Below are 11,396 nucleotides of genomic sequence, written 5' to 3' on the forward strand. Positions count from 1 at the left end.
CGGAACGGGCACAAGATGGGCCTCTCGGACGTTGGAAGACGCGCGACGAGCGTGACGACATAGGGATGATGAGGGGGATGGAGTAAGCACAATGGCTACCGACTACGACAGCCCGCGCAAGACAGACGACGACCTGGGTGAGGACAGCCTCCAGGAACTCCAGGCGCGGCGCACCGACAAGTCGTCCGGCAGCATCGACATCGACGAGACCGACCTCGCCGAATCGCTGGAGCTGCCCGGTGCCGACCTGTCGAACGAAGAGCTCTCCCTGCGGGTGATCCCCCGCCAGGCTGACGAGTTCACGTGCGCGCGGTGCTTCCTGGTGCACCACCGCAGCCAGCTGGCCTCGGAGAAGAACGGCCAGCAGGTCTGCCGGGAGTGCGCCGCCTGACCATGGGGCGAAGGAGCTCGGGGTAGCAGGGCATGCCCGCCACCTTGAGCGGTCGCGACCACAGGATGGAGGCTTCGCGTGGCCAGATCAGAAAAAGATCGAAAGACGAGCAAAGAGATCGCCGACCCCGAACGCGAGGTCGGCGAGCTCGTTAGCAGGCTCACCGAGCCTGACCAGCTCGAACCGGCCGAGCGGCGCAGGCTGCTCGGCCGCCTAGCCCGGGCGCTGTCCGCGGGGGCCAAGAAGGCCAGGAAGTCCGGGGCAGGACGCGGTCGCTGGCTGGCCGACGTCTTCCTCAACATCGCACCTCGCATCCCGATCAGAGACCTCCAGACCCTGGCCGAGCACCATCACGGCCTCACCGGTGAAGAACTCGCCGACGACCTGGTGCGCACCGCCCAGAAGGGCACCATGACCGTCGGCGCCATCGGCGGAGCGCTGGCCGCGGCCGAGTTCGCGGCGCCACCCCTCCTGCTCTCCGCCCCCGCCCAGCTCGTCGCCGAGACGATCGTCGTCGCCGCCATCGAGGTCAAGCTGCTCGCCGAGCTGCACGAGGTCTACGGCGTCCGCGTCGAGGGCACCGGCACCCAGCGCGCCGTCGTCTTCGCCACCGCCTGGGCCAAGCAGCGCGGCATCGACCCGCTGGCCCCCGCCTCCGTCACGCTGGCCCTGGGCGCCGCCACCAAGACCGCCCTGCGCAACCGCCTCATGCGTACGCTGGGCCGCCACCTGACCACGTTCGGCCCGTTCCTCACCGGCGCCGTCGCGGGCGGCGCGCTCAACCGCATCGCCACCAAGAAGCTCGCCGAAGCGGTCCGCAACGACCTGCGCAAGGGCAAGCTCTCCGCCCCCGGCCGCCCCGCCGTCGAGGCCGAACCCCCCGACCGGCCCCGCGGCACCGAACGCCCCGACTAGACCCGCAGACCCCCGAAGGTCATCTTCAGCAGGGCGTCGGCCAGGTCGTCGGCCGAGGCGCCGCGCGCCGGCTGGTACCAGTCGCTGATCGAGGTGACGGCGCCGAACAGCAGCCGCGTCACCAGCGCAGGATCGACGTCGGGCCGGATGCTGCCCTCCACCGCCGCCTCGGTGACCAGACGGCCGATGAACCGGTCGAACTCCCGCCGCCGCTCCAGCGCCGCCAGCTCGGTGGGGCTGTTGCCGCGCACCCGCAGCAGCAGCGTGACGTACGGGAGCCGGTCGACGAGGATGCGCACGCTCTGCCGGACGACCCACTCGAGGCGTTCGATGCCCGTTCCCTTGGCCGCGCCGTCGTCGGCCATCAGCTCGAAGAGCCCGTCGAGTGCCCGGTCGAGCGCGCGGGCGAGGAGCTGCTCCTTGCCCGGCACGTGGTAGTAGATGGCCGACTTCGTCATGCCGAGCGCTCGGGCGAGGTCCTCCATGCTCGTCCCGTCGTAGCCGCGCTCGTTGAACACGCCCACGGCGGTGGCCAGCACCGACTCGGGGTCGTGTCCGCGCCTGCGCTGACGAGCGGGGGTCGGGGTCGGGGAGGCCATGTCATCAATTATCCCGCTTGTCGATGACTCGTTGGAGCTTGCCCATCGAGCGCTCCAGCGTCCCAGGATCGACGACCTCGACCTCGACGCTCACGCCCACCGCGTCCTTGACCGCCTGGCGCAGCGCCCAGCCCGCGGCGAGCCGGTCGCCGCCGAACCCGGGCCGAGCCTCGACCCGCACCGTCAGCACGTCGAGCCTGGCCGGACGCGTCAGGTGCAGCTGGAAGTGCGGCGACAGGCCCTCCGTGCGCAGCACCAGCTCCTCGAACTGGGTCGGGAACACGTTCACGCCGCGCAGGATGATCGTGTCGTCGGTACGTCCGGTCACCTTCGCCATGCGCCGGAACGCGGGCCGCGCGGTGCCGGGCAGCAGCCGGGTGAGGTCGCTCGTGCGGTAGCGGATGACCGGCATGGCCTCCTTGGTGAGACTGGTCAGCACGAGTTCGCCCGCCTCGGCGGGTTTGCCGGTGACCGGGTCGACGATCTCGGGATAGAAGTGGTCCTCCCAGATGTGCAGGCCGTCCTTCGTCTCGACGCACTCGTTGGCCACGCCGGGGCCCATGACCTCCGACAGGCCGTAGATGTCGACAGCGTGCAGGTCGAAGCGCTCCTCGATCTCGGCGCGCATCTCCTCCGTCCACGGCTCCGCGCCGAAGATGCCGACGCGCGGTGACGACGCGCGCGGGTCGAGCCCCTGCGCGGCGAACTCGTCCAGCAACGCCAGCAGGTAGGACGGCGTCATCATCACGATGTCGGGCCGCAGGTCGGCGATGAGCCGTACCTGCCGGGACGTCATGCCGCCCGAGACGGGGACCACCGTGCAGCCCAGCCTCTCGGCCCCGTAGTGCGCGCCGAGGCCTCCGGTGAACAGCCCGTAGCCGTAGGCCACGTGCACGACGTCGCCGGGCCGCCCGCCGGAGGCGCGGATCGAACGGGCCATGAGATCGGCCCAGACGTCGAGGTCACGCTTGGTGTAGCCGACCACGGTGGGCGCGCCGGTCGTGCCGCTGGAGGCGTGGATGCGGGCCACCCGCTCACGCGGCACGGCGAACATCGCGTACGGGTAGCAGTCGCGCAGGTCCTGCTTCGTGGTGAAGGGGAACGCGGCCAGGTCGTCGAACGACCGGCAGTCGGCGGGGTGGACACCGGCCGCGTCGAGCTTGCGACGGTAGAGCGGGACGTTGGCGTAGGCGTGCGCGAGCGTCCGCCGCAGGCGCTCGAGCTGCAGCGCCATGAGCTCGTCGCGGGACGCGCGTTCGATCGGGTCGAACTCGTGCGGCGCGGGGGGATCGCCGAATCTCATCGTCAGCCTCGTCTCGGTTCGGTGCGGCGAGACCCACGACGCGCGCTCCCCGAGGCAGGTCTGCCTTGTCTACTGACCGAATGTTCGGTAAACACAACATCGTCCGGGACGATCCCTGTCAAGAGGGTGAAGATGATGTTCGAGCAGCACCGCGAGACCCTGGAGAAGGCGCTGGCGGCCATCGCCGAGCGCGGCCACTGGAGCGCCTTCCCCGAGTCGCCGAGCCCGCGAGTCCACGGCGAGGAGGCCGCCGAGCGGGGCCGGGAGGCGTTCGAGTCGCTGCTCGGCAAGCGTTTCCCGCTCGACCAGCCGGGCACGGGCGCGTGGATCGGGGCCGAGCGCTCGCCGTACGGCATCGAGCTGGGGGTCACCTATCCCGAGCCCGTCGTCGACCGGATCGTGGCGGCGGCGCTCGCGGCGCTGCCGGCCTGGCGCGACGCGGGGCCGCTGACCCGCGCGCTGACCTGCGTCGAGATCATCCAGCGCATCCACCGGCGCAGCTTCGAGCTCGCCCATGCCGTGCAGCACACGACCGGCCAGGCGTTCGTCATGGCCTTCCAGGCGGGCGGGCCGCACGCGCAGGACCGCGCGCTGGAGGCCGTCGCCTACGGGTACGCGGCCATGACGTCCGCGGCGGCGACCGCCCGCTGGGAGAAGCCGGCCAAGGGCGAGCCGCTGGTCATGGACAAGCGCTTCACCGTCGTGCCGAGAGGCGTGGCGCTGGTGATCGGCTGCAACACGTTCCCCACCTGGAACGCCTATCCGGGGCTGTTCGCCTCGCTGGTCACCGGCAACCCGGTGATCGTCAAGCCGCACCCGCGGGCGGTGCTGCCGCTGGCCGTCACCGTCCAGGTGGCCCGCGAGACGCTGGCGGAGGCAGGGTTCGACCCGGCGCTGGTGTCGCTGGCCGTCGAGGAGGGCACGGGCCTGGCCACCGCGCTCGCCACCGACCGCGCCGTACGGGTGATCGACTTCACCGGCTCCACCGAGTACGGCGACTGGCTCGAGCGCAACGCCCGCCAGGCCCTCGTCCACACCGAGAAGGCCGGGGTCAACACGGTCGTCGTCGACTCCACCGACTCCTGGCGGGGCATGCTGGGCAACCTCGCGTTCTCGCTGTCGCTCTACAGCGGCCAGATGTGCACCGCGCCGCAGACCGTCCTCGTGCCCGCGGGCGGCGTCGAGACCGACGAGGGGCACAAGAGCTTCGACGAGGTCGCCGCGGGGCTCGCCGCCGCGGTCGGCGGGCTGCTCAGCGACGACGCCCGCGCGGTCGAGGTGACCGGCGCGCTGGTCAACCCCGACGTGCTCGCCCGGGTGGAGGCCGCGCCGTCGCTCGGCGAGGTGGTGCTGGAGTCGCGGGCGGTCAAGCACCCGGAGTTCCCCGACGCGGTGGTGCGGACGCCGGTGATCGTCAAGGTCGGCGCGGAACGGTCCGACGTCTACGGGCGCGAGCACTTCGGGCCGATCGCGTTCCTCGTCCCGACGGCCTCGACGCGCGAGAGCCTCGACGTGCTGCGCCGGACGGTCGGCGCCCGCGGCGCGCTCACCGCCTCGGTCTACTCGACCTCCGCCGACGTGCTCGACGAGGCGGAACGGGCCGCGCTCGACGCCGGCGTCAACCTGTCGTGCAACCTCACCGGCGGGGTGTTCGTCAACCAGTCCGCGGCGTTCAGCGACTACCACGGCACGGGCGCCAACCCGGCGGCCACCGCCTCGCTCACCGACCCCGGCTACGTGGCGGGCCGTTTCCACGTGGTGCAGTCGCGCCGGCCGGTCTGACGCCGTCCGTACGGGGAGAGGAGGGTGACCGGTGGTGAGGAAGGACCTCGACGCCCAGGTCATCGTGATCGGCGCGGGCCCCGTCGGGCTGAGCGCCGCGCTGCTGCTGGCCCGCTGGGGCATCCAGGTGCTGGTGCTCGACCAGCGGCCGTCCAGGGGGCCGGGCGGGTCGAAGTCGATCTGCCAGCAGCGCGACGTGCTCGACATCTGGGCCGCCGCCGGCGCGGGCCGGATCGCCGAGGAAGGGCTGGCCTGGACCACGGCCCGCACCTACTACCGGTCCCGCGAGCTGTTCACCTGGTCGTTCGAGCAGCAGGGGCCGCTGCCCGCGTGTGTGAACATCTCCCAGAGCCGTACCGAGCAGATCCTCGACGAGGTCGTGGCGGGGCAGCCGCTCGTCGAGGTCCGCTGGGACCACGAGGTCACCGGCCTGACCCAGGACCCCTCCGGCGTCAGCGTGCGCTGCGGGCAGCGGGTGCTGCGGGCGCCGTACGCGCTGGTCTGCGCCGGGGCGCGGGCGCAGGTCGTGCGGTCGGCGCTCGGGGTGTCCTTCACCGGGGAGTCGTACGACGACCAGTTCCTCATCTGCGACATCAAGGCCGAGCTGCCCGGGTGGGAGAACGAGCGGCGCTTCTACTTCGACCCGTACTGGAACCCCGGCCGGCAGGTGCTCATCCATCCGTGCCCGGGCGGCACGTACCGGATCGACTGGCAGATCGCGCCCGACTTCGTCCCGACGCGGGGCGACATCGCGCGCAAGGTGCGGCAGATCATCGGCGACCGGCCGCATGAGCTGCTGTGGCACAGCACCTACCGCTTCCACGCGCGGCTCGCCTCCCGGATGCGCGTCGGGCGGGTGCTGCTGGCGGGCGACTGCGCCCACCTGACGGCGCCGTTCGGGGCGCGCGGCCTCAACTCGGGCGTGGCGGACGCCGAGAACGCGGCCTGGAAGCTCGCGTTCGTGCTCGGCGGGTGGGCGGGGGAGGAGCTGCTGGAGTCGTACCACGTCGAGCGGCACGCGGCGGCGCGCGAGAACCTGGAGGTGACCGGCGCCACCATGCGCTTCCTCGCGCCGCGCACCGTCGAGGAGCGGATGCGCCGGCGGGCGGCGCTGGAGGGCGGCCGGATGGCGGAGGTCGACTCCGGCCGGTTCGCCGAGCCGTTCTGGTACGTGGACTCGCCGCTGACCACGCCCGAGCCGTCACGCCCGTTCCGCGGGCGGCCCGCCAGAGGGGCGCTGTGCGAGCCCGCGCCGGGCGTGATCCTGCCCGATGCGGCGATCCCCGGGGGCAGATTGCGCGAGCTGTGCCGGGACGGATTCCTCGTACTTCTGGGCGATATGTGCGATTCGAGTTTGTTTGCCCAGGTCTTGGGCAAGGTCATTACGGCGCCGCTCGCCGTTCGCGGGCTCGCGGAGATGCACGGGACCGGATCCCTGGCCGACACGCTCGGCGCCGGTCCGGACGAGGCTTGGCTCATAAGGCCCGACTCGCACATCGCCGCGATCCTCCCCCAGGCGGAGCCTGAGTCGGTGGCGGCCGCTGTGAGCCGCGCACTCGGCGGCTCTCCTGACACATGACCCCATAGGAGGACTGCGTGACTGGCCGTAGCTCGTTTCTGATCGTCGCCAACCGGTTGCCGGTGGACCGGACGATCGAGCCGGACGGAACGGCCTCATGGCGCAGGAGCCCGGGGGGGCTCGTCACGGCGATCGCCCCGGTGATGCAGCGCCGCCACGGCGCCTGGGCCGGTTGGCACGGGGCGCCCGATGAGAAGCTCGAGCCGTTCGAGCAGGACGGGATGAACCTCATCCCGATCCCGCTGTCGGCCCGCGAGGTCGAGCTCTACTACGAGGGTTTCTCGAACGCGACGCTGTGGCCGCTCTACCACGACGTGGTGGCGACGCCCGTGTTCGACAGGGCGATGTGGGAGACCTACCGCAGCGTCAACCAGCGCTTCGCCGAGGCCGCCGCGGACGCGGCCGAGAAGGGCGCCGTGGTGTGGGTGCAGGACTACCAGCTGCAGCTCGTGCCCGCCATGCTGCGCAGGCTGCGGCCCGACCTGCGCATCGGGTTCTTCCTGCACATCCCGTTCCCGCCGACCGAGCTGTTCTGGCGGCTGCCGTGGCGCAGGGAGCTGGTCGAGGGGCTGCTCGGCGCCGACCTGGTCGGATTCCAGCTGCCCGGCGGCGCGTCCAACTTCCGCCGGCTGTGCCGCCGCCTGCTCGGGCTGCCGTACAAGGGCAACGAGATCTTCCTGGACGACCGGATCGTCACCACGCAGGCGTTCCCCATCTCCGTCGACTTCGCGCAGCTCGACGGGCTCGTCAGGGAGTCGCACATCGTGAGCCGGGCCAAGGAGATCAGGATGGAGCTGGGCGACCCCGACCACGTGCTGCTCGGCGTCGACCGGCTCGACTACACCAAGGGCATCGGGCAGCGGCTTGAGGCGTTCGGCGAGCTGCTGAAGGACGGCAAGCTGCGCGCCAACGAGGCGGTGTTCGTGCAGATCGCTACCCCGAGCCGGGAGCGCGTGGACGAGTACCGCAGGCTGCGCGACGACATCGAACTGCAGGTCGGACGGATCAACGGCGAGCACGCCCAGCTCGGCTACCAGCCGATCCACTACTTCCACCAGTCGTACGGCCAGGAAGAGCTTGCGGCGCTCTACCTCGCCGCCGACGTGATGATCGTGACACCCCTGCGCGACGGGATGAACCTGGTGGCCAAGGAGTACATCTCCTGCCACCACGACCTGCAGGGCGCGCTGGTGCTCAGCGAGTTCGCCGGGGCCGCCGACGAGCTGCGGCAGGCCTACCTCGTCAACCCGTACGACGTGGAGGACGTCAAGCGGCAGATGCTGGCCGCGATGCGGGCCACGCCGCACGAGCTGGCCCGGCGGATGCGTACGATGCGCCGCCGGGTCGCCACCTACGACGTGGACCGCTGGGCGAACGAGTTCCTCACAGCTCTGGAGTCACCTGCTTCAGAGCCTTCCACGCGTCGTAGCGCTTCTTGGCGGTCCGGTTGACCACGATCTGCGCCACCGACATGCCGACCCCCATGACGACGGCGTAACCGATCGCCTCAGCCAGGCTGACCTCGGGTGATTCGGTGTCGACGGGCGGCTCCTTGCCCGTCGCCTTGACCCAGGCGTACCCGAGGACCTTCTTCGCCCCCCAGGCGGTCACCATGCCGACGAGCCCGCCGATGACCCGCCAAGCCACGTCGGGCTTCTCCTCCGCCATGACGATCTCCCTTCCCCTTCGTAACGAACACTAGTCTGTACCGCCGGGCAGTCGGCGAAGCCGTACCATAAGGAGGCATGACTCAACAGCGACTACGCCGCCCATCCATGCCCCAAAAGCCGACCCTCGACGGCTTGGAGCAGGTATGGGTACGTCGCTGGGAGGACGAAGGCGTCTACCGCTTCGACCGCTCCAAGCCCCGTGAGCAGGTCTTCGCCATCGACACGCCCCCGCCCACGGTGTCCGGCGCACTGCACATGGGTCACGTCTTCTCCTACACCCACACCGACATCATGGCCCGCTACCAGCGGATGATCGGCAAGTCGGTCTTCTACCCCATCGGCTGGGACGACAACGGCCTGCCCACGGAGCGGCGGGTGCAGAACGTCTACGGCGTGCGCTGCGACCCGTCGCTGCCCTACGACCCCGAGTTCGTTCCACCGGACAAGCCCGGCAAACGCGAGGTGCCGATCTCGCGGCGCAACTTCGTGGAGCTGTGCCACAAGCTGACCGCCGTCGACGAGCAGGCGTTCGAGGAGATGTGGCGGCGGGTCGGCCTGTCCATCGACTGGAAGCTGCTCTACACCACGATCAGCGACGAGTCGCGGGCCGTGTCGCAGCGCGCGTTCCTGCGCAACCTGCTGCGGGGCGAGGCCTACCTCGCCGAGGCGCCGACCCTGTGGGACGTCACCTACCGCACCGCCGTGGCCCAGGCCGAGCTGGAGGACCGCGAGTGGCCCGGTGCGTTCCACCGGGTCTCCTTCTACGGCGAGAAGGGTCCGGTCTGGATCGAGACCACCAGGCCCGAGCTGATCCCCGCCTGCGTGGCGCTGGTCGCCCATCCCGACGACGAGCGCTACCAGGAGCTGATCGGCACGTCGGTGCTGACGCCGCTGTTCGGCGTCGAGGTGCCGGTGCTCGCCCACCGCCTGGCCGAGCCCGACAAGGGCACCGGCATCGCGATGATCTGCACGTTCGGTGACGTCACCGACGTCACCTGGTGGCGCGAGCTGCAGCTGCCGACCCGGCCGGTCATCGGCTGGGACGGCCGCATGCTGCCGGAGCCGCCGGAGGGCGTGGAGGAGGAGCCGTACAAGGAGCTGGCCGGCAAGACCGTGCACAGCGCCCGCGAGCGCATCGTCGAGCTGCTGCGCGAGGCCGGCGACCTCGACGGTGAGCCGCGGCCGGTCTCGCGCGCGGTGAAGTTCTACGAGCGGGGCGACAAGCCGCTCGAGATCGTCACCACCCGCCAGTGGTACATCCGCAACGGCGGGCGCGACGAGGAGCTGCGGCAGCGGCTGCTGGAGCGCGGCGGTGAGCTCGGCTGGCACCCGCCGCACATGAAGGTGCGCTACGACAACTGGGTCGAGGGGCTGAACGGCGACTGGCTGATCTCCCGTCAGCGCTTCTTCGGCGTGCCGTTCCCGGTGTGGTACCCGGTCGACGACTCGGGGCAGCCCCGCCACGACGCGCCGATCCTGCCGACCGAGGACATGCTGCCGGTCGACCCGTCCTCCGACGTGCCGCCCGGCTACACCGAGGAGCAGCGCGGCGTGCCCGGCGGGTTCGCCGCCGACCCCGACGTCATGGACACCTGGGCCACCTCGTCGCTGACCCCGCAGATCGCCGGCCGCTGGGGCAGCGACGACGACCTGTTCCGGCGGGTGTTCCCGGCCGACCTGCGGCCGCAGAGCCACGAGATCATCCGCACCTGGCTGTTCTCGACCGTGGTCCGCTCCCATGCCGAGTTCGGCACGCTGCCGTGGAGCGACGTGGCGATCTCGGGCTGGGTCCTCGACCCCGACCGCAAGAAGATGTCGAAGTCGAAGGGCAACGTGGTCACCCCGCTCGCCCTGCTCGACCAGCACGGCTCCGACGCGGTGCGCTACTGGGCGGCGAGTGGGCGCTACGGCGTCGACACCGCCTTCGACGCGGGCCAGCTCAAGATCGGCCGGCGGCTGGCCATCAAGATCCTCAACGCGTCCAAGTTCGTGCTGAGCATGGCCGAGAGCGACGGCGAGGTCACCGAGCCGCTCGACCTCGCCATGCTGGCCGCGCTGTCCGACGTCGCGCGGGAGGCCGGCGAGGCGCTCGCGGGCTACGACCACACCCGGGCGCTGGAGGCCGTCGAACGCTTCTTCTGGGCGTTCTGCGACGACTACCTCGAGCTGGTCAAGGCTCGCGCGTACGAGACCGGCCCGGCCGCGGCGTCGGCGCACGCGGCGCTGCGGCAGGCGCTCGACGTGTTGCTGCGGCTGTTCGCGCCGTTCCTGCCGTTCGTGACCGAAGAGGTGTGGTCGTGGTGGCAGGAGGGTTCCGTGCACCGCGCGTCCTGGCCCGAGCTCGAGCGGGGCGCGGGCGACCCGGCGGTGCTGACCGTCGCCTCCGACGTGCTCCGGCAGGTGCGCAAGGCCAAGTCGGAGGCCAAGCTGTCGATGCGCGCCGAGGTCTCCCGGCTCACGGTCTGGGCGTCCGACGCCGAGCTCGTCCGGCTGGCGCAGGACGACCTGTGCGCGGCGGGCAACGTCGAGGAGTTCGTGCTCGACCGCGGGGAAGAGCTGGGTGAGGAGCTGAAGGTCGAGGTCGCCCTCGGCTGATCGGTCGCCGGGCGCCCGCGCGGGCGCCCGGCGGCTCACGCGTCGCGGGTGACGTCGGGGTGCAGGGCGACGAACAGGGAGTAGGCGTCGCCGTCGTCCTGGTGGGAGCGGAAGTCGTCGAGCACCTCACGCAGCCGCCGCAGCAGCTCGGCGTGGGTCTCGGGAGTGAGCCTGATCCCCAGCCTGACGAACCGGCTCTGCTCGAGGTCGGCGAGCCGGACCTCTTGCTGGAACGCCTCCAGCATGGCCGCACCGCCGCCCGGCACGCCGCTCTCGCGGACGTTGACCTCCCACGACTTCCCGGTCGCCCGGTAGGGGATCTCGGTCGAGCCGCGCGGCCCTGGACGGCTCGGCTCGGCGGCCAGGAACCCGGTCTCGACCAGCTTGCGCACGTGGTGCAGCGTGGTGGCAGGGTTGGCGTCGAGGCGGCCGGCGATCTCTTTGTTGGTGAGCGCCTGGTCGAGGCAGAGCCGCAGGATGCGCAGGCGTACGGACGAAGCGAGCGCGCGGGCCTCGGCCTCGGTCGCGGGGCGGCGGCGTTCCATGAAGGGCCACCCTATCT

General features: G+C 71.2%; 10 protein-coding genes. 6 read left to right on the plus strand and 4 right to left on the minus strand.

All coding sequences use genetic code 11. The features are described 5' to 3' along the window. The first annotated feature begins 91 nt into the window (after window positions 1-91). Together BLR04_RS20635 and BLR04_RS20640 are read left to right on the plus strand one after the other, a co-directional pair. A complete protein-coding gene (locus BLR04_RS20635; protein WP_049570503.1) occupies window positions 92-391 on the plus strand; it encodes a DUF4193 domain-containing protein in 300 nt (99 codons plus the stop codon). Between the two features lie 78 nt (window positions 392-469). Further along, on the plus strand, window positions 470-1,306 hold the full coding sequence (locus BLR04_RS20640) for a hypothetical protein (protein WP_245740377.1): 837 nt from the start codon (window positions 470-472) through the stop codon (window positions 1,304-1,306). Here BLR04_RS20640 and BLR04_RS20645 read toward each other — a convergent pair. Further along, complete coding sequence (locus tag BLR04_RS20645; protein ID WP_090767640.1) at window positions 1,303-1,905, minus strand: TetR/AcrR family transcriptional regulator; 603 nt, start codon at window positions 1,903-1,905, stop codon at window positions 1,303-1,305. The two genes, BLR04_RS20640 and BLR04_RS20645, sit on opposite strands and share 4 nt — an antisense overlap. Before the next feature lie 4 nt (window positions 1,906-1,909). Then, window positions 1,910-3,208, minus strand: a complete 1,299-nt coding sequence (gene paaK / locus BLR04_RS20650) for a phenylacetate--CoA ligase PaaK (protein ID WP_090767643.1) — start codon at window positions 3,206-3,208, stop codon at window positions 1,910-1,912. 135 nt (window positions 3,209-3,343) lie between these two features. Between paaK and paaN the strand changes: the two genes are divergently transcribed. The 3 genes from paaN to BLR04_RS20665 are packed head-to-tail and all read left to right on the plus strand — an operon-like array spanning window position 3,344 to window position 8,020. Continuing rightward, window positions 3,344-4,990 (plus strand): phenylacetic acid degradation protein PaaN, encoded by a 1,647-nt coding sequence (gene paaN, locus BLR04_RS20655; RefSeq protein ID WP_090767807.1) that lies wholly within the window; start codon window positions 3,344-3,346, stop codon window positions 4,988-4,990. A gap of 31 nt (window positions 4,991-5,021) precedes the next feature. After that, the gene (locus tag BLR04_RS20660; RefSeq protein ID WP_245740378.1) at window positions 5,022-6,569 is read left to right on the plus strand and encodes an FAD-dependent oxidoreductase; all 1,548 of its coding nucleotides are present in this window, start codon (window positions 5,022-5,024) and stop codon (window positions 6,567-6,569) included. Window positions 6,570-6,586: 17 nt separating this feature from the next. Continuing rightward, window positions 6,587-8,020 carry an alpha,alpha-trehalose-phosphate synthase (UDP-forming) gene (locus tag BLR04_RS20665; RefSeq protein ID WP_090767646.1) on the plus strand — a complete coding sequence of 478 codons (1,434 nt, stop codon included), beginning with the start codon at window positions 6,587-6,589 and terminating at the stop codon, window positions 8,018-8,020. Here BLR04_RS20665 and BLR04_RS20670 read toward each other — a convergent pair. Further along, window positions 7,953-8,237, minus strand: a complete 285-nt coding sequence (locus tag BLR04_RS20670) for a DUF4235 domain-containing protein (RefSeq protein ID WP_090767649.1) — start codon at window positions 8,235-8,237, stop codon at window positions 7,953-7,955. The two genes, BLR04_RS20665 and BLR04_RS20670, sit on opposite strands and share 68 nt — an antisense overlap. A 107-nt stretch (window positions 8,238-8,344) precedes the next feature. Between BLR04_RS20670 and valS the strand changes: the two genes are divergently transcribed. Next, window positions 8,345-10,834 carry a valine--tRNA ligase gene (gene valS / locus BLR04_RS20675; RefSeq protein ID WP_090767652.1) on the plus strand — a complete coding sequence of 830 codons (2,490 nt, stop codon included), beginning with the start codon at window positions 8,345-8,347 and terminating at the stop codon, window positions 10,832-10,834. Window positions 10,835-10,869: 35 nt separating this feature from the next. Here valS and BLR04_RS20680 read toward each other — a convergent pair whose 3' ends face one another. Beyond that, window positions 10,870-11,379, minus strand: coding sequence for an ArsR/SmtB family transcription factor (locus BLR04_RS20680; protein ID WP_090767655.1), 510 nt, complete (start codon window positions 11,377-11,379; stop codon window positions 10,870-10,872). Window positions 11,380-11,396: the final 17 nt, after the last annotated feature.

Source organism: Nonomuraea maritima (genome assembly GCF_900100395.1).
GTDB classification, from domain to species: domain Bacteria; phylum Actinomycetota; class Actinomycetes; order Streptosporangiales; family Streptosporangiaceae; genus Nonomuraea; species Nonomuraea maritima.

What these genes read in the sequence shown, in the direction of transcription:
- paaK (WP_090767643.1), bottom strand. Translation starts at nt 3,208, where the DNA reads ATGAGATTCGGCGATCCCCCCGCGCCGCACGAGTTCGACCCGATCGAA.
- BLR04_RS20680 (WP_090767655.1), bottom strand. Translation starts at nt 11,379, where the DNA reads ATGGAACGCCGCCGCCCCGCGACCGAGGCCGAGGCCCGCGCGCTCGCT.
- valS (WP_090767652.1), top strand. Translation starts at nt 8,345, where the DNA reads ATGCCCCAAAAGCCGACCCTCGACGGCTTGGAGCAGGTATGGGTACGT.
- paaN (WP_090767807.1), top strand. Translation starts at nt 3,344, where the DNA reads ATGTTCGAGCAGCACCGCGAGACCCTGGAGAAGGCGCTGGCGGCCATC.
- BLR04_RS20645 (WP_090767640.1), bottom strand. Translation starts at nt 1,905, where the DNA reads ATGGCCTCCCCGACCCCGACCCCCGCTCGTCAGCGCAGGCGCGGACAC.
- BLR04_RS20670 (WP_090767649.1), bottom strand. Translation starts at nt 8,237, where the DNA reads ATGGCGGAGGAGAAGCCCGACGTGGCTTGGCGGGTCATCGGCGGGCTC.
- BLR04_RS20635 (WP_049570503.1), top strand. Translation starts at nt 92, where the DNA reads ATGGCTACCGACTACGACAGCCCGCGCAAGACAGACGACGACCTGGGT.